This is a genomic window from Pseudomonas lini (genome assembly GCF_964063345.1).
In the GTDB taxonomy this organism is placed as follows: domain Bacteria; phylum Pseudomonadota; class Gammaproteobacteria; order Pseudomonadales; family Pseudomonadaceae; genus Aquipseudomonas; species Aquipseudomonas lini_B.
The window spans coordinates 3,357,855-3,375,568 of record NZ_OZ061318.1 but is presented as its reverse complement, the minus strand read 5'-3'; the positions used below and the strand labels follow the sequence as shown (position 1 = coordinate 3,375,568).

12 protein-coding genes are annotated in these 17,714 nt (G+C 62.8%); 1 reads left to right on the top strand and 11 read right to left on the bottom strand.

Annotated features, from left to right (window positions below; translation table 11 throughout):
- Nucleotides 1-62: 62 nt before the first annotated feature.
- The 11 genes from AB3226_RS15390 to tagH all read right to left on the bottom strand — a co-directional run bounded on the left by AB3226_RS15390 (nucleotide 63) and on the right by tagH (nucleotide 16,276).
- The gene (locus AB3226_RS15390; RefSeq protein ID WP_367373656.1) at nucleotides 63-1,790 is read right to left on the bottom strand and encodes a formylglycine-generating enzyme family protein; all 1,728 of its coding nucleotides are present in this window, start codon (nucleotides 1,788-1,790) and stop codon (nucleotides 63-65) included.
- Complete coding sequence (locus tag AB3226_RS15385; RefSeq protein ID WP_367373655.1) at nucleotides 1,783-2,979, bottom strand: ABC transporter permease; 1,197 nt, start codon at nucleotides 2,977-2,979, stop codon at nucleotides 1,783-1,785. The genes AB3226_RS15390 and AB3226_RS15385 overlap by 8 nt, the downstream gene beginning before the upstream one ends.
- Nucleotides 2,979-3,695 (bottom strand): ABC transporter ATP-binding protein, encoded by a 717-nt coding sequence (locus tag AB3226_RS15380; RefSeq protein ID WP_367373654.1) that lies wholly within the window; start codon nucleotides 3,693-3,695, stop codon nucleotides 2,979-2,981. The genes AB3226_RS15385 and AB3226_RS15380 overlap by 1 nt, the downstream gene beginning before the upstream one ends.
- Nucleotides 3,695-6,751, bottom strand: a complete 3,057-nt coding sequence (locus AB3226_RS15375) for a serine/threonine-protein kinase (RefSeq protein WP_367373653.1) — start codon at nucleotides 6,749-6,751, stop codon at nucleotides 3,695-3,697. The genes AB3226_RS15380 and AB3226_RS15375 overlap by 1 nt, the downstream gene beginning before the upstream one ends.
- Nucleotides 6,748-7,479 carry a PP2C family serine/threonine-protein phosphatase gene (locus tag AB3226_RS15370; protein ID WP_367373652.1) on the bottom strand — a complete coding sequence of 244 codons (732 nt, stop codon included), beginning with the start codon at nucleotides 7,477-7,479 and terminating at the stop codon, nucleotides 6,748-6,750. The genes AB3226_RS15375 and AB3226_RS15370 overlap by 4 nt, the downstream gene beginning before the upstream one ends.
- Nucleotides 7,480-8,133, bottom strand: coding sequence for a type VI secretion system-associated protein TagF (tagF, locus tag AB3226_RS15365; RefSeq protein WP_367373651.1), 654 nt, complete (start codon nucleotides 8,131-8,133; stop codon nucleotides 7,480-7,482).
- Nucleotides 8,130-11,630: a type VI secretion system membrane subunit TssM gene (gene tssM / locus AB3226_RS15360; protein ID WP_367373650.1), complete on the bottom strand. Its 3,501-nt coding sequence runs from the start codon at nucleotides 11,628-11,630 to the stop codon at nucleotides 8,130-8,132. Before tssM ends, tagF begins: the two co-directional genes overlap by 4 nt.
- On the bottom strand, nucleotides 11,627-12,925 hold the full coding sequence (locus AB3226_RS15355; protein WP_367373649.1) for a DotU family type VI secretion system protein: 1,299 nt from the start codon (nucleotides 12,923-12,925) through the stop codon (nucleotides 11,627-11,629). The genes tssM and AB3226_RS15355 overlap by 4 nt, the downstream gene beginning before the upstream one ends.
- A 6-nt stretch (nucleotides 12,926-12,931) precedes the next feature.
- Nucleotides 12,932-14,266, bottom strand: a complete 1,335-nt coding sequence (gene tssK, locus AB3226_RS15350) for a type VI secretion system baseplate subunit TssK (protein ID WP_367373648.1) — start codon at nucleotides 14,264-14,266, stop codon at nucleotides 12,932-12,934.
- Between the two features lie 15 nt (nucleotides 14,267-14,281).
- Nucleotides 14,282-14,794, bottom strand: coding sequence for a type VI secretion system lipoprotein TssJ (tssJ, locus tag AB3226_RS15345; protein ID WP_367373647.1), 513 nt, complete (start codon nucleotides 14,792-14,794; stop codon nucleotides 14,282-14,284).
- Nucleotides 14,795-14,869: 75 nt separating this feature from the next.
- Complete coding sequence (gene tagH / locus AB3226_RS15340) at nucleotides 14,870-16,276, bottom strand: type VI secretion system-associated FHA domain protein TagH (protein ID WP_367373646.1); 1,407 nt, start codon at nucleotides 16,274-16,276, stop codon at nucleotides 14,870-14,872.
- Between the two features lie 404 nt (nucleotides 16,277-16,680).
- Between tagH and tssA the strand changes: the two genes are divergently transcribed.
- Entirely contained in the window at nucleotides 16,681-17,700 is a 1,020-nt protein-coding gene (tssA, locus tag AB3226_RS15335) for a type VI secretion system protein TssA (RefSeq protein ID WP_367373645.1), read from the top strand.
- Nucleotides 17,701-17,714 lie beyond the last annotated feature (14 nt).

The window sequence follows — 17,714 nt, the reverse complement described above, 5'->3', positions numbered from 1 at the left end:
GACCAGCTCAGCACGGCCCACCGCCGCCTGAGTCCCTTCCAAGCTCGCTGTACAACGAATGATCAAGACCGCTGAGCGTTCGATGCGAGCAATTCCTTCAATATCGCCGCTGGGTCGGCTCGTCGTTGCTGACGATAATCACCGACATGGCGAACGAATAACGTTGCGCGCGTTACCAGGCTCTTGCCCAGTACCGGCTTGCGCTCCAACTCTTCCTTGATGCGTTGAAATTGCGCCTGGATCACGGCATCGGTGTAGCGCGTGCCAGTCGCCAGGTTGTCGATATAGATCGCCACCGCGCCGTCCAGCGCGCTGCGGCCATTGTCGATGGCGGTAGCGAACAGCTTGGCGCTGGCCTCGTCCCTGGCGTCCACGGCCTGTTGGCGACTCTTCTGCAAATTGGTCAGGCGAATGTTGTAGTTGTTGATGGTCTCGGCCACCAGGGCCGCCGACTGGATCAGGTTGCCGGCCGCTTCTTCACGCTGCTGGGCGATGAGCGAGACGTTGCGCTTGAGCTCTTCGTTGACCAGCCCCAACTCGGCTTGCAGGCGCGGGTCGACGCTGGCGGCAATGATGCTGTCCAGGCGTTTGGTCGGGTCCTGGGCGTCGTCGATGGCATCGGTCAGCGAAGCCAGCCGACCTTCTTTCTGCCATTGGGCAAACAGCTCCTTGTAGCGCGAACGTGGCGCCGACAACGCGCCAATCGCGACCCGGAACCCGGTAGTTTCGTTGCTTTGCTCGGTGCCGTCGGCGGCGAACAGCGGGTACTCGCGACGCATCCCGGTAAACAAGGTGCCCTCGCCTTCCAGATAGTTACCGCCCTTGACCACGAAGCCGCCATAGGTGCCTTGGCGGCGTCCGGAATGCACAAGCTGGAAGGACTCCTGGACCATCTCGGCGGCGTTGCCGATCACGTCGAACAGGCCGATGGGGTTTGGCAGTTTGGTACCGATCGGCATCAGGCGCGCTGCCTGGCCGGTGCCGCCGGCGACCTGATTGAAGACTGCCCAGTCCGCCAGGGGCCCATCGCTTTCGCTGCCTTCCAGACGCCGGGGAAACAGACGCCCTTCCAGGTCCTGACGGCTAATGGCCTGCCCGCCACGGGCAGCAAATTCCCACTCGACCTCGGTCGGCAAACGCACAAAACCCAGCCCGCCCTCTTCCGCCGAGGTACCACGACCGCTCACCGGTAGCAGGTCCTTGTGGTATTTCATCAGCCAGGCGCTATACACCGCCGAGAAGCGTTCGGCCTCGAAGCGCGACAATTTCACCTTGGGCAAACGCCCGGCCATGCCTTGCGGCGCCTCGGCTTGCAATGCCTCGCAGGCCGGCGCCGGCTCGCCGCTGGCCAACGATTGCGCCTGGGCCATGACCTGGGCGTATTGACGGGCGGTGACTTCGTATTTGCCGATGAAATAGAGCATCGGTTTGAGCGGGGTCTTGGCGTCCGTCTTGGGCATCAACGGCGTGATGGTCTTGCCCCAATCCTTGGGCAGATCCTTGAGGGTGAACTGGCCGTTGATAAAGTCCCGGCGGTAACCGGAGATGAACGACTGTTGATAACCGGCCTCGCCCTCACTGAATGGATAGCCGAGACTGATCTCGCGGTCGTCCAGAGTGCCCTGCGCCAGGATGTAGACGTAACGGAACACCATTTGCCCTTCGCACGGCAGCGGCAGGCTGATGTCATCGGGCAGCGGCTTGGGGTTGTCCAGTTTGTCGGTGCTTTCATCAGCCCAGACCATGCTGGCCAGGCTCAGCGCCACAGCGGCGCCCAGTAACTTATACATCTCGGATTCCTTCAAACGCCTGGATACGCGCTACTCGCCAGCCACCACAGACTGCCGCCACGGCGCTGACGCCGAGCACGGCCGCCAGGGCCAACGCGTAGTGACGCGCCAGCAGATGGCTGGCGTACTCACCCGGCATCTGCGCAAATAAATGGTTCAGACCCGATTGCGCCAGGCCATACAGCCCGGCACTCAACAGGGCAGCAAGGCCGGCGCTGTACAGCGCCTGCACCACCACAAACAACAGCAATGCCGCCGTGGAAAACCCCAGCAGGCGCAACACCGACAACTCTCGGCGCTTGCGCTCGACTGCCGCCAACGCACCAGCAAAAATCGCCGCGAACGCTCCCGCCAAGGCCAACCCGGCGATGATCCAGAACACGATCGACAGGTTGCGGCTCAGCGATTGCACCTGGGCGATGGTCTGGGCCTGGGTCGAGACCAGCAGATTCTGTGCAGCGAAGTACTGACGCAGCGGCTCGACATCCTTGAGGTTGCGGGCATACAGGCGAAACGCCGGATACACCCGCTGCTCCGTCACGCCTACCGCATCACCTGGCCAACCGAACGCTGGCACGGCGCGACCATCCCGGTAATCTTCAGCCGCTTCCAGTAACGTCAATGAGGCGAACAATCCGTCCCGTGCGAAGGCTTCCAGCGGCAGAACGTGCAGCACCTGGACGCGAGTGCGCTGTGCCTCGCCACGACCAGCCACCTGCCGACCGAAACTGGCTTCCAGCCAATCACCGGCCTTGGCCCCGAGCTTTTCAGCGGCGGTCTGGCTGAGCAGCACCTGATCCAGCCCTTGGGGCACCGGCAGACTGCCGAGCAAGGGGTCGTTGGCGGCAGTGGGGATCATTTCGACGGTCACCGTCGAAGCGCCAGTGGTCAGCTCCGCCGTCGCAGCAATCTGCCGGGTGCGCGGCAAGGCGAAAGCCACGTCGCTGCGCTGGCTCAATTGTTCGATAAACGCGGCACTGAACCGACCGCCACCCAAGGGAATGATTTCCCGCGTGGCCGGGTCGTTTTCCAGGCGCTCGGTCAAGCTGCTGACCAGGCCGAATTTCAAGCCGAACAGCACCAGCAGCGGTGCGACCACCGCCACTAGCGCCAGTACCGAACAAGCCGACAGCCACGCATCGTTGCGGTAATCCTGCCAGGCCAGGGAAGCCACCAGCGCGCTGCGCATCAGCAGGCCTCCCCGAGAACGGCGGTGACACCGCCATCGATGTCGCGATGACAACTGATGCGCCGCACCTGCAAACCGCTGGCGCGGGCCAGTGACTCGTCGTGGGTGGCGACGACGCAGCACACGCCATGTTCGCGGGCCTGGGTCACCAGCAACTGCATCACGCGCTCCGCATTCAGCGGATCGAGGGCGGCGGTCGGTTCATCGGCCAGCAGCAGATTCGGTCCATGGGCCAGGGCGCGAGCGCAACTCACCCGCTGCCGTTGGCCGACAGACAAGTCACCCGGTTTTTTGCCCAATTGATCGGTGATATCCAATGCCCCGGCCAAGCGATCCACACTGCCGTCGTCTTTCAAGCCGAGCAGTTTGCGCGACAGGTCGATGTTGCCGCGCACGTCCAGAAAATCCAGCAGGCCACCGGTTTGCAGCACGTAGCCCAAGTGCCGGCGGCGCAGGTCCGCCAAGGCACTTTGCGCCTCTGCGCGCCACAGCCCGGTAATGTCCGTTCTGGTTTGGCCGAGCGCAAAATCAAACTGCCCGGCCTGGTCCGGAGCCAGCACCAGCGCCAGCAAATCGAGCAACGTGCTTTTGCCGCAGCCACTGGGACCGACCACCGCCAATTGTTCACCGGCATGCAGTTGCAGCCGTGGAATCACCAGGCTGTAACGCTGGCTGCCGACGCCCCGGTGTTTGTGCACTGCGCTCATGTTCAGCATCACGGCAGCGTCGACAACGGAACGCGGTACAAGGCATCACCCGGTTCGGCATCGCCGAAACGCACCCAGTTAGCCAAGTCGTTATGGAAGGTTTCGTAGAGGCGGATCTTCGAATCCAGCTCGTCGATAAAGTCCTCCTGCTCGGCCACGCTCAGCGAAAGCCACAAATCCTGGGTCATGTTCAGCGACTTGCTGCGGTAAGGCAGCCCCTCCAGGTACTCACCCAGAACCCCGCCATCGGCCAGGTTGCCACCCTTGCGCAAGGCCGAAGGATCGCGGCTCATGTAGGCACTGGCGCTGGCGATTTCCTGGAAGAAATTCTTCGGCGAGGTCTGGGTCTTGCGGGCGGCATCAACGATCAGTTTCAGCGATTGCTGCAAGTCGTTGAGCTGCAACTTGGTCAGCATCACGCACACCTGGAACGCCGGCAGCGCCGGGTTGGTCAGGTCGCGGTCGGCGGTCCAGGCGCTGACCAGTTGCGGCGCCTGGCTGGCGGCTTTACGCCCCAGAAAATCCATGTGCATCGCGTAACCGACGGCCGCCGATTTGTCAGTCAGGCTCGGCGCGGCGCTCAGCAGCGGCACGGTTTGCGGTTTGTTGCCACGCACCTGATGCACCAGGTCGGCAAACACCGAACCGATCTCGTCCACCCGCTCACCGAACTTGCGCACATCGGCGCCCGGCACCGGAATGTACAGGTCGCCGATCTGCGGGTTGGCGTCGGCGGTCAGGGTGCGATATTGGCTTTGCGCACCGCCATGGGTTTTCTTGCCGGCATCGCTGAGCAGGTGCAAGGCGTAGATCTTGATCTGCTTGCCCAGCGCGGCTTGGCGCACTTCGGCTTCGTTCATTTGCGTGGCGGCATACGGGTCGTTCTTGCGCAAGGCACCGGCATCGGTGACCAACAGGATCAAGCGCCCGCCATAGCCGGACCAGTCCATGCCCTCGACCGCTTCCATCACACCGGCAAACGCATCTTCGTTGAACGAATGGCTGGAGACCGTGGACGCCTTGACCTGCCGTGCCAGGTCCATGAAGCGCTGTGGGTCGCGGCCCTGTTCCAGGGTGATCAAGGTTTTGGCGACGTATTCCAGGCCCGGGGTTTTCTGCGTGCTGCTGCGAAACCCCACCAGGCCGAAGTTGACACTGTCCTGCTCGCCCCGCTCGGCGATGCGGGTTTGCAGTTGGTGTACGACGTCGCGAACCTGATCGATGTAGGGCTGCATGGACACCGTGGTGTCAACGACCAATACCACGGCGGTGCGGAACGCGTCGGCGTTAGCGGTAGTAATTGGCGTGTTGTTGGCAGCGGCCTTCGGAGCATCACCGGGGTCGATGGACGCCACGTTCAGCAACTGCACCGACTGGCCGTTTTCATCGAAACTCTCGCGCGAATCGAAAATCGGCAACAGGTAAAACTGGTTTTGCGGCACCGCGCTCGCAGCCGGTTCCAGGGCCAGTACCTGCTGGTTGTCTTCGCGATTCTGCTGGGCCTTGAGCAGCAGGTTTTTGGCTGCCGACGGATCGGCCAGCAGCTTCTCCACGTCGCCGGGCTGACGCAGGAACATCACCGGCGCACGGCCGGAGCGTTCGGTGAATTTAAGTACCAGGCTTTGCTTCCAGTCGCTGACTTGAGCGGCCGGCAACCAGCCGTCACTGCGCCCGTCGGTGGCGGCGCCGACACGCAACCACGCGCTGCCATCAACCTCTTTGCGCTGATAGACGTAAAGCACCGAAAACGCCGGCAAGGCCTTGTCGGGCGTGCCCCCCGGGTCGCTGGCGAGTTTCGCCCCCGGCTTGCTGAGCACTCGCTGGAACAAGGTTTTTTTGCCGGCCATCAGCAGCGGCCGCTGACCGCCATCGACCTCCGTTGCCACGGGGGGCTTTACGGGTGGCGCCACGGTCGGCGGCGCACTGGCCGGCGGTGCTGAAACCACCGGCACCTTGGCGTCGGCTTCGACGTCACCGGACAGCCACCAATAACCCGCGCCGCCCAAGGCCAGCGCCACGGCCACCGCGACGGCGGCGAGTGCAAACACCGGCCCCTTTCGCTGTTCCGAGACCGTGGACGACGGCGTCGGCTTCACAGTCGGCGGAACAGGCTTGTGTATAGGCTTGGATCGAGGTTGTGGCTGCGCGGGGCCGGTCGGTATATCGATGGACACCGGCGTCAGTCCCGCCAGGTCATTGCTCACCGCAATCGGCGATACCGGAATGGGCAATGGCCGGATGGTGGTCGCTTCAACCGACTCCCGAGGCAGATTATCCAGCGCCTGCAACAGCGCCGCTGCATCCGGAAAACGCTCGGCCGGATCCTTGGCCAACAACTTGCGCAGCACTTCTTGATAGCGACCGTGGTGCACCGGCAACTCCGGCAACGGTTCGGTCAAATGCGCCAGGGCCGTGGAGAGCGCGTCATTGCCGGTATACGGCAGTTTGCCGACGAGGATTTCGTAGAGCACCACGCCCAAGGCATAAAGGTCGGCCCGGCCATCAATATCCTGGCCGCGCGCCTGTTCCGGGCTCATGTAGCTGGGCGTACCGACGGCGAAACCGGCCTGGGTGAACTGGGTGCGGTCATCCATGGACTTGGCGATGCCGAAGTCCGAGAGCACTGCCGTGCCATCGGCACGGAACAGAATGTTCGCCGGTTTGACATCGCGATGAACCAGCCCCAACCCATGGGCGTAGCCCAGGGCCGAGGCGATCTGACGGATATAGATCAGGCCCTGCTCCGGCGTCAGGCCGGCGGCGATGCGCTCCTTGAGCGTGCCGTTGGGCAGGAATTCCATGGCCATGTAATACAGCTCACCGACATGGCCGATGTCATGGATGGTGACCGTATGCGGGTGAGACAGGCGCGCCAGGGTTTTGCCTTCGCGCAGGAAACGCTCGCAGAAACTCGGGTCGGCCGCCAGCGCGGCGGCCATGACCTTCAATGCCACCTTGCGTTCCAGCGAGCGCTGGGTCGCCAGGTAAACGCTGGCCATGGCGCCTTCGCCGATCTCATCGCCGATGTCGTAGCCCGGGATCAGAATGTTCAGGGTGGGGTTCATGAAGGCACCTTCACGACGATGACGGTGATGTTGTCCGGAGCGCCGCGCATCAGGCCCAGGGACACCAGGCTGCTGGCGATTTCCCCGGGGTCGTCGTGGCCCAGCACCTCGGCGATTTCATGGTCCTCGACGGTCTTGGTCAGCCCGTCGCTGCACAACAGGTAGCTGTCGCCGGGCTTCAACAGCAACTCGACCTTCGCCAGCTCCAGCTGTGCCTGGACCCCGATGGCGCGGGTGACAATATTGGACCGCGGATGCACCCGGGCTTCGGCTTCGCTGAGCAGGCCACTGTCCTGCAGATCCTGAACGTAACTGTGGTCCCGCGAGATGCTTTCGAGCAGGCCGTCACGCAGGCGATACAAGCGGCTGTCACCCGCCCACAGGCACACCCCGCGCAAGTCGCGCGCCGCCAGCACCACCACCGTGCTGCCCATCATGGTCACGCCGCGGTTGGCGGTTTCTTCACGCACGGCGGCGTTGACCCGCAGCAGGTCGGTTTTCAGCGCCGCGACGTATTCATCCAGCGAGCGGCCCACGGCAATGCTACGCAGACTGTCGACGATCAGACTGCTGACGTAGTCGCCCGCCGCGTGCCCACCCATGCCATCGGCGACCACCCACAGGCCGTTTTCCGGCCGGTCCAGGCAGGCATCTTCGTTAACCTGGCGGACCATGCCGACATGGCTCTTGCTTGCAGACTTGAACGTCTTTCCAAGGCTTGGACACATCTACACAACACCTTCTTGGCCGAGCAAAAATTGCGCAAAATCAGCGGCGGCCGGCAATCCCTGGCACCGCAACAAACCGGGCGCGATGCGCTCCGAACCCTGACCCCACCACAGGCTTGCGCCTTCGCAGGCCGACTCGGCGAGCGCATACATCCGCCGTTGCGGGTCGCTGCCATCGAAGCGATGCAGGCTGGCGAATCGGCTGCTCGGGGTGCGTGGGAGATACATCGGGCTGCCCAAGGTCTCCAGCTGCGCGCCGAAGGCTTCGAAACTGGCCTCCACGTTCAGCGTACTCAGCAACAGGTTCTCCACCCGCTCAAACCAATCATCCGCTCCGCCGACCACCGATGCCGGGTCCGCATCCGGGTCCAGCAGCACCGCGACGGTCAGCGGAAAATACCGGCCAACCCGATCGATGCTCGGCATCACCACGCCGACCGCAGCGTCCGGCCCGCACACGCCAGGCGCGACCATGAAGCGCCACAAGGGACTGACCAGATAGGCGTCCAGCCAACGCTCGCCGAGGCTCGTCTGGCTGGCGAGCAGGCCAGCCGCGAGCCACGAATCCCAGGGGTCGATAAAACTCTTCGGCAAGCCACGGCTGACAAAGTCCCCGCGACTGGCCAGCTTTCCATAGAAGCCCGGGGTGCTCATAACCGCTCCGGCAGGCTGAAACCGTTGAGCACACGACTCTTGAACGGGTTGAAGGCGCTGTTGGCCCGCAGCTCATAAGAGACGCTGGCGCCATCGACCCGCAGCCGCAGGTTGAAGCGGTCCGGCGAGTTGCCGGCGGTCAGGTCTGATTGCTCCAGCAGACGGAACCAGGCCCAAGGCCCGTCCAGGGTGATGCCCGAACGACCGCTGGCTGAAGGCGGCATGATCGAAATCCGCACCACGCCGATGCTGCCGGGGTTGGGCCATTGCATGGAGGTGGGGCGGCTCGGACCGTGGTCATAGCTCAATTGCTGGCCATCGAGGTCGAGCAAAAACTGGGTGATGGTGGCGTCCATCGCCACGGGCTTGAGTTCGAAGCGCACCATCGGCTGGGTGCCGCCGGAACGGAAAAACGCATCCCGGATGGTCGCTGCCCGCTGGAAGGTTTGCAGCACGCCCGGGGCGATGCCGAGCTTCTGTGCGGCACCCGGTTGCCAGCGCCAGGCCTGGGTCGAGGTATCCACGTACGGCTGCAGGTATTTGCGGAAGTAGTTATCCATCACCCCGCCCACGCCGAAGAACTGGCCGAAGTCGTCCAGGGTTGCGTCCCGCGCACTGCCCGGCGACATCGGGTAACGCCCGGCCAGGGACTGGCGATAGATGTTCACCACTTCGCTGGTCCAGGCCGCGTTCAGTTGATTGCGTACCCCGCCCATCATGCTGTTGGTGGTGGAGTTGACCACCGACTTGACCAGGCCCTGCACCAGCGGCGGCTGACGTTCAGCGTTAAGGCTGACCCGTGTCGCGGCCGCTGCGGCCTGGTTCTTGGCTTCGCCGAGCAAGGCGTCGCCGCTGGCGCCGACCATGGCGCTGACCTGCACATACAGGGCGTTCATGTCGGCCAGCAGACCGTCGATAGCCGCCGGCTCGCCTTCGTTTTTGCTGACGATGCTGTTGAGTTCGGCAAAATGCGCGGTGATGGGATCTTCACTGGCATCCGGGGTGTTTTGTGTCGCCTGCTCCTGGCCGAGCAAGGTGCCCAAGCGCTCCTTGAGCTTGTCGACCCCGCCCTCCACCGGTGCGCCCTTGGCGGCCAGCAGACGTTCTTCCTGTTGCAGGTCGGTTTCCTTCGCCACTGCTACCAGCAGTTTTTTCAACGGCGAGGTCGGGCCGGAAATCACCCGCAGCACATCGGCGGCCTGGGCCACGCTGGTGATCGGCACAAAGTCGATATCAGCCAACAAGGCATCCCACTGGCGCTGGTAATCCTGGAAATACAGACGGCGCACGTCGGCGGCCAGACTGGCGACGTTCTGTTGTTCTGCCTGGTCGCGACCGAGCACCCACTGCTCCTCGGCCAAGGTACCGGTCTGGCTCAGGCTGGTGAGCAAAAACCCTTGGCGGTAACCCTTGGCGGTGAAGAAACCACTCAAGGGTTCGCCCAGCGGCTTGCCGCTCTTGCGGCTGAACACCAGCGCGGCATCACGCCCGGCCGCCTCGTTGATCCGAAAGTCCGGGATGCCGTCCGGCAGTTTCTGCCGCTTGACCCGGTCATAGACGCGCTGGGCCACCGGCAGCTGCTGCAACTGTCGGCGCAGGTCGTCGATCAGGCGCGGGTCCAGACGTGCGGTGGGCGGATGGCGCTCGAACAGTGCCTGCAAATGCTCCCCGAGGGCTGCGCGCTGCTCTGCCGGCAAGTCGCGCGGCAGGCTGCGATCCCAATCCAGGGCGATCCACGCCTTGATGAAGTCGGCATCGTAATGCTCGCTGTCGGCGAGCATCAGGTAGGCCTTCAAGCCTTCGTAAAGGAAGTCCGAATTGCCGCCGCCGTGCAGTTGCTCTTCGATGCGCGTGAGCAAGCGTGGCGCGAAGACCGCGATCAACAGCTTGCGATAGACGCTGCCAGACTCGGCTTCAAGCATGTCGCCCTGATACAGGCCCAGGCCTTCGGCCCAGCTCGGCGCGTCGTCGGCCAAGTGCTTTACCGCGTTGAGCAAGGGCAATACCGCCAGCACCTCCCGTTGTGCCGGGCTGAGGTTCTGCACGGCCTGGCCCAGGGGCGCGACCTTCTGATCGACTTGCGCGATATACGCATGGTTGGCACGGTAGCTGACCCACCACAAGGTCCCGACCACCAGCACCAGAGCCACGGTCGAGGCCAGCACGCCCCGGGCAATCCACTTGCGCCGACGTTCGACTTTCGGGTTGACCCCCACCAGCCCACGCTCGGCAAAAGCCACGGCGCTGAAGAGTTTTTCGATGAAGTAACTGCGCCCGGTGCCGTTCTGGCGCGCCAGGTGCTGGCGGTCCAGGTTCATGCTCTGGGCCATGGAGCCGATCAGTCGGTCAATCGGGCTGCCTTCCTGGGTGCCGCTGGTGAAATACACCCCGCGCAACAGCACCCGCTCTTCAAAGGCGTTGGGTTTGAACACGCCCTCAAGGAAGCTTTGCAGGCAATCCTTCAACGCGCCGAACTGTTGCGGGAAGCCGTAGATCAGATCGCGTCGCGCCGGGTCGCGTTCCTGTTGCAAACGCTCCACCAAACGATCGTTGAGGCGCTGTTCCAGGCCGGTGAATTCGCTTTGCAGATGGGCCAGTGGGCTGTCATTGTTTTTGCCGTCGTCCAGGGCAAAGGTCATACCCCAGACTTGGGCCCGTTCTTCCTTGCTCAGGGTATCGAAATACTCCATGAACCCTGGCACCAGATCGAGCTTGGTCAGCATCAGGTAGATCGGAAAGCGCACACCGAGTTGCGTGTACAGCTCCTGGATACGCAGGCGGATCGCGGCGGCATGGGCGGCTCGCTCGGCGTCGCTGCCCAGCAGCAGGTCGGAGAGGCTGATGGCGATAAACGCGCCGTCGATCGGACGCCGGGCCCGCTGTTTTTTCAACAGGCCGAGAAAACCCAGCCACGCGGCTTTATCGACCGTCGCGTCGCTGTCCTGGGTGGTGTAGCGCCCGGCGGTGTCGAGCAGCACGGCCTGATCGGTAAACCACCAATCGCAATTGCGCGTGCCACCGACGCCACGGACCGCCCCGGCGCCCAACTGCGCCGCCAACGGAAAATGCAGCCCGGAATTGACCAGCGCCGTGGTCTTGCCCGAACCCGGCGGGCCGATGATCACGTACCACGGGAGTTCGTACAGGTTACGACGCTCGTCACCGCCCAGCTTGGCTTTCTTCAACAGCGCCAAGGCTTCGTCCATGCGCTGGCGCAGGGTTTCGAGTTCTTCTGCCGTCGCGATACTGGTAGGGTCCGGCGGGGTTTGCGCCGCCAGGCTGCGCATCACTTCGGCGGCCTGACGGCGAGCCTGGATGATGCGAAACACCCGATAGGCGATCCACACCGCGAACACCAGAATGATCAGCGCCCAGCGCCGGCCTTCGGGCACCAGGAACTCGAGCAGCGGCCCGACAAACCAGATGATCAGGCTCAGGGCGATCAACCCCAGCAATGGAATGACCCAGCGGATGATAAAACTGAAAAACGCCTTCACTCGACCCCCTCCGCCAACACTGTAATTTCGACCCGACGGTTGCGTGCGCGGCCCTCTGTTGTCGCGTTCGAGGCCAACGGTTCGGTGTCGCTGCGGCCTTCGGCGCTGAAGCGTTCCGGCTGGCCGGTTTTGGCCGAAAGGATTTGCAGCACCGAAGTGGCCCGCGCCTCGGACAAGGCCCAATTCGATGGAAACCGCAAAGTGGCAATCGGGCGATTGTCGCTGTGGCCGGTCACCCGGACCTGGCCCTTGACCTTGCGAACGGCATCGGCGATGCGCAGCATCAGCGGCTGAAAATTGTCGACGATGCTGGCGCTGCCCGAAGCGAACAGTTCATCGCCACGGATGGTCACCACTGAACGGTCAACGGCGTCTTCCACCGCTATCCGCCCGGCCTTGATTTCATCGGCAAGAAAGCCCGCCAGGCGCGGACGCTCGATCAGTTTCGGTTGCACCACCGGACGGTCGATGGCCTGCACCGGGATCTCACCCAGCGCATGGATATTTTTAAACACCGGCTCGGCATCGGCGGCCAGTTTCAAGCGCAGGCCAAACAGCAGTGCCAGCAGCAACGCCACGCCGATGGCCACGGCGATCCATGGCGGCATGAATTGCGCCAGCCGGTCGCGGGCCACGCTGACGCCACGCCAATGGGGCGACAGTTCACGCTCATAATCGCCACGGGCACTGCGGATAACCGCACTGGTGCGTTCACGCAAGGCTTCCAGTTGGCTGCGACCGTCGTTCATGACCCGATAACGCCCTTCGAAACCCAGGCACATGCACAGGTACAACAGCTCCAGCAGATACAAACGTTCGCGGGGGCTTTGCAGGCAATGTTCCAACAGCTGGAACACCTTCTCGCCGCCCCAGGCTTCGTTGTGCACGGTGATCAGCAGGCTCTGTTTGCCCCAATCGCTTGCTCCCCCCCACGGCGTACTCAACACCGCTTCATCCAGGGCGGTGCACAAGGCGTAACGGGCCAGCAACACATCGTTGCGCAACACGCCGGCAGCCTCGGCGCGCTCCTCGAACTGGCGCAGGTAGGCCAGTAATTGCGCCCGCAAGCTTGCTGGCGCCGGGTGGGCAATGGTGTTGCGCAAGCGAGTCAGCAAAGCCAGCAACGGGCCAGCGGCGCCCTCCAGGGGGTTGAGACCTTCGGCCGTGCCGATCAAAAGCGGCGCGGCCGGCATCGAAAGTGGCGCGGCCTGGGCGCGACCTGCCTCCGGGCGGACCGGGTCGGCACCACGGCCACCGGGTGTCGGCATGAATTGGGTACGATCGTCGTTGCTCATTGCGGTTTATCCTCGGATCGCCCAGAAAGCCAGGTTCAGCCCCGGGAATTGCCCCGCGATGTAGAACGCAAAACCGCCGGAGTTGGCCAGTTGCTGCCAATGCTCGCTGCCCCGGTCCAGTTCGTAATAAGTGGAGCCGGCGTGATACGGGATTTGCCGTGGCGCCACCGGCAGCGGCAGCAGGCCAATGCCCGGTAATTGCAGATTGACCAGATTGCGGATGTGCTCCACCGAGCCGACCTTGCTCTGTTGGCCGAAGTGGCTGCGCAGGGTTTCGGCGGGCACGTCGGCGCGCACCACCAGGATGAAGCTGGCGCTGTCGAGCAGGGACTTGTCGGCCAGCATCGCCACATGGACGCCGTAGGCTTTTTCGACGATTGGAATCGGCGTGGCCTTACTGTCGATCAGCATCGATAGCGCCTCACGCAGCGCCTGCATCACCGGCGCGAAACTCAGCGCCAAGTCATCGTGCTGGTATTGCGGGTATTCCTGGGGTCGCCGCCCGGAAGCGGTAAAGGTCGAGAACTCGCCGGCCAGACTCACCAGCTCGCTGTAGAACCGCTCCGGGTGCAACGGGCTCAACTGGCTCAAGTGCTGGATCAGCGGCTGGGCACGGTTGACCAGTTGCAGCAGCATGAAATCGGCAATTTCCGAGGCACCGCCGGCACCGGATGCCACCACCCGTCCGGCGAGAGCTTCGCCGCGCTGATGCAGCAGGCCCAACAGTTCGCTACGAAACGCGGCCAGGGGTTTGGAGGCGACCACGTCCAGCAGCGGCGGGATATAAGAGTCGTCGAGCACCAGGGCGCGGTCGGCGCGTTTCTCCTTGATACGCACCAGGCCGATGGCGGCGTAGTCGCTGATGCCATCCTGGGCGACCAATAATCGCAGCGCCCTCGAACCCACGGCCACCGGCGCCTGGTTTTCGAACGGCGCGTTGTCGTCCCGTACTTCGCGCACCTGGCTCACGTAGCGCGCAGCGCCCAGGGTTTCGCCTTCGTCGACGGTGTCTCGCGCACCGGCGCGCTTGAGCGGCAAAGCCAGGTACACCAAACCATCGCGCAGGTTGTCATCGACATTCAGCGGGCTCGGCGCCAGGTCATCCTGCGGAATGTTGAATGGCGTGCCGTCCGGCAACAGGCCCCGCGCCGAGATGATCGCCAGTTTGCCCTGGGCCAGCAGACCCTGGTCGATCAGCAATTCGGAGAAACCCCAGGCGCCGGCCGACAGCGGACGGCTCCGGGCATCGATGAGGTTCTCCAGGTAACGGTCATGCTGCTGGAAGTGCTGCGTTCCAATGAACATGCCTTCCGACCAGACCACACGATTGTTCCAGGACATGGGGGCTCCGATTGCTTATTGGGCAGGGCTGGATGGGGAAACCACGACGGCGCTGCGCACGGCGCGCACGTCGAGGCTGATCTGGTATTCGGTGTATTGGCGCGGCGGGACATTCATCACCGCACGCCACAACGACTGATCCAGCTCGCGATACCCCACCAGTACGCCGATATGGCGGGTGGCCGGGTCGAGGTCGCGTTGCAGGCTCAACTGCTGGCCGGGCTGGATCAGCACTTCGTCCTGATCGATCAAATCTGTGCCGAGCGTCGCCTGGGCCCGTTCGGCCAGTGCGAAATAATCGGAACGGCCGAAGGTGGCGGCGTTTTTCAATTCGAAAATACGCACCCGGACCGGGGCTGGCTGGCCAGTGGCGCCGGGGTTGAGCCCGGCAATGGCGTGAAAGTGCAACTCGACGGCGGCAGTGTCGGCCTCGGCCTCAGCCGCTTCGGGCTGGGGTTTGGCCGCATCCTTGGCACATGCGGTCAGCAGAAGCACGGTGGCGACTGCGAGTAAAAACCTGGGAATCATCCTGCGTCCTCAATGACGTTTCAGCTATCCGTTGTTCCGTTCTTTGCTATGAATGGCGCTATGCGATGGCGATGCTCAGCCGCGGCGCTGCCTTGTACTGTGTTCTTCGTAGGCGCGGCTGAATTCCCGACCGAACAGGTCCTGGAAATCCTCTTGGGCCTCGCGGGAAATATTGCTGTAGAGCTCGGTGAACTGCTGCCAGTACTGGGCCTGTCGCGAGCCACTGAAAATACTCGACAGGCCACCGGGCTTGCCCATGCGCTCTTCAAGTTGCGCCGGCTCGAAGCGCGCCAGCAGGTGCTTGATCGCAGCTTCCACGCCAGCCATCACCGCCAATTGGTGGGCACGCAAGTCATCGAAGCTGTCGCGCACGGCCAGGTCCGGCGCCATGAACGCCTGATTGCTGTGGCGTAACAGCAACAGCAACGCTTCATCGACGTTGGGAGCGAATTTCAGCGGGTTGTTTTCCACCGGTTGAATCATCGTCTGCTGAATGCGGAACTCGCCCTTGAGGCTGCTACGGGCGCGCAAGACATCGATCAGGCCTTCGACCATCAACCGATAGCTGCGGCCGATGCTTTCCATTTGCGCCTCAGCCTGGGCCTTGTCCAGGCGCACTTGATCCAGCCCGGCACCGCGCAGAAAGGCTTGCAACAGGTCGGGTTGAGAATTGTCGGCCGGGCTGACCGGATCGACCAGGCGTTCGACGACGGCCACGGGCGGTTCGCAACGGGGTGCCGGCTCGATCGGTACGCTGATGTGAGGTACGGCTGGCGGCGCAACCTCTGCAACAGGCAAAGGGGCAACAGCCACCGACGCAGGCTTGTCGCTGAACAGGTCCCAATCTTCCGGAATCACCGGGGCCGACACCAGCGGTGCAGGTCCGGCCACGGGCGTTGGGGTGGGGATCGGGGTCGGTGGGCGGAAGTCGTGCAGCTCGGCCGGGACATGGTCCGGCTGGGTGGCTGGCGGAACGCTGGTCGGTGTCAGAAAGTCGAACAGGTCCGGCATCGTGTCCATGGCCGATACGCCCTGAAAATGCGCAGGTGGTGTCACGGGCAACGACGTCGGCGAATTCACGACGGCGCCCTGACGCCCCATCAGGGCCTCAAAACTGCTGGACGAATCAGCGAAAGGATTGCCGTCGGTCACCGGCAGACTGAAATCAATACGCGCCTGGATTTCATAATCACCGATGCGAATAACTTCGCCATCTTGCAATGGCTCGCTGTTTCCCTTGCGCAGACGAATACCGGCCTTGACCAATTCCACACCATTAGTGCTGTTATCGGTTAAGTAATACCGGCCATCTTTATATTGAATACTGCAATGTTTGCCGGAAACCAAGCGCTCAGGGTCGGGCAATACCCAATCATTATCAGAGTTTCGGCCTATCGCCATCACACCCTGATTCATGGATTTCTCAGGGCACTGGCCAGGGGTAATTTTGTGATAACTAGTGATAGTCAAACACAGCGACATCTTGCCTCCTTGCTGAACACTTTGCGCGCGGACGAATCGGGATTCACTCCCGCCAGACTCGGTCCGACAACCTTGCAAACAACCTCGAAAACGGCTTTTTGCCAGCATGTTTGCTGATCTTAACCGGCTTGAATGACAAAAAACCTGCATCAGTGCCTGCCTCGACCCGTCGGTCGCGCGGGTTGTTAAGCACTTCACATCTGTCACACAGGGGAAATAGCTTACCTTGACAAGCCATAAGTACTACACCAAAAATAACAACTTCTTGAATAACAATGATGGCACTTTGAGATCGCTGCGTATCCAAAGGGCCATTACACTCAAGGAAACATGCGTAGTTCCACCTGGCGCTAACGTGTGAACTGCCCGACTCTGTCAGTCGGGCGATAGGGAGATCAAATTCAGTGGAAGTGCCTTTGTTGCTCGCCGCCGTTTCCGCGACTTCGCCCTGTGGCGAAGATCTGGAATACGACGCGGATTTTTTGCGCCTGGAACGCGATTCCCAAGGCCAGCCCGAGCGCAGCATGGGCGATTCGATATTGCCTGCCGCCCCCCCTGAATGGCGCAGCATCCAGCAGCAAAGTCTGGATTTGCTGCAGCGCAGCAAAGACCTGCGTATCACCCACTTCCTTTTGCAAAGCTCCCTTGCCCTCGAAGGCGTCACCGGCCTGGCCCGCGTCCTGACGCTGATCAGCGAGTTGCTCAAGCAGTACTGGGCCGACCTGCATCCGCGCCTGGATGCCGAAGACAACAACGACCCCACCGTGCGCATCAATGCCCTCGCCGGCCTGACGTCCGATACCACCATTCGCCTGCTGCGCGAAAGCATCCTGGCCCGTTCGCGAACCTTTGGTGCTGTCAGCCTGCGCGCCGCCGCCAATGCCAGCGGCCTGCAAAGTTTCCCTGACGAAAACCTCGGCGCCGAACAGCTCGCCGGGGCGTTCCTGGACAGCGATCCCGAACAACTGGAAATCACCCGTGCAGCTTTGCACGAGGCCCGCAGCGTCGCCGAGGCCATCGAGCAACAGATCAGCGAACAAATCGGTTCCGCCCAGGGCGTTGACCTTGGCCCGTTGAAGCAACCGCTAAAAATGGCCCTGCAGATTCTCGGCCAGTTCGCCCCGCAGAGCGGCGACAGCCCCCTGCCCGATTCCATCAGCGACGACAGTGCCGCGCCGGTTGAACACCCCGCCGTGCCGAGCACACCGCGCAGCACCGGCGAAATCAACAACCGCGACGACGTGCTGCGCAGCCTGGACCGGATTCTTGCGTATTACTCCCGTCATGAGCCCTCCAGCCCGCTGCCGGTGCTGTTGAACCGGGCGAAGAATCTGGTGCACGCCGACTTTGCGGCCATCGTGCGCAACCTGATTCCCGACGGCATGAGCCAATTTGAAAACCTGCGCGGACCAGACAGCGAATAAAAGCGAACGGATCA

Excerpts from the sequence above, each read along its gene's own strand:
- AB3226_RS15390 (WP_367373656.1), bottom strand. The coding sequence starts at position 1,790 with ATGTATAAGTTACTGGGCGCCGCTGTGGCGCTGAGCCTGGCCAGCATG.
- AB3226_RS15385 (WP_367373655.1), bottom strand. The coding sequence starts at position 2,979 with ATGCGCAGCGCGCTGGTGGCTTCCCTGGCCTGGCAGGATTACCGCAAC.
- AB3226_RS15380 (WP_367373654.1), bottom strand. The coding sequence starts at position 3,695 with ATGCTGAACATGAGCGCAGTGCACAAACACCGGGGCGTCGGCAGCCAG.
- AB3226_RS15375 (WP_367373653.1), bottom strand. The coding sequence starts at position 6,751 with ATGAACCCCACCCTGAACATTCTGATCCCGGGCTACGACATCGGCGAT.
- AB3226_RS15370 (WP_367373652.1), bottom strand. The coding sequence starts at position 7,479 with ATGTGTCCAAGCCTTGGAAAGACGTTCAAGTCTGCAAGCAAGAGCCAT.
- tagF (WP_367373651.1), bottom strand. The coding sequence starts at position 8,133 with ATGAGCACCCCGGGCTTCTATGGAAAGCTGGCCAGTCGCGGGGACTTT.
- AB3226_RS15355 (WP_367373649.1), bottom strand. The coding sequence starts at position 12,925 with ATGAGCAACGACGATCGTACCCAATTCATGCCGACACCCGGTGGCCGT.
- tssK (WP_367373648.1), bottom strand. The coding sequence starts at position 14,266 with ATGTCCTGGAACAATCGTGTGGTCTGGTCGGAAGGCATGTTCATTGGA.
- tssJ (WP_367373647.1), bottom strand. The coding sequence starts at position 14,794 with ATGATTCCCAGGTTTTTACTCGCAGTCGCCACCGTGCTTCTGCTGACC.
- tagH (WP_367373646.1), bottom strand. The coding sequence starts at position 16,276 with ATGTCGCTGTGTTTGACTATCACTAGTTATCACAAAATTACCCCTGGC.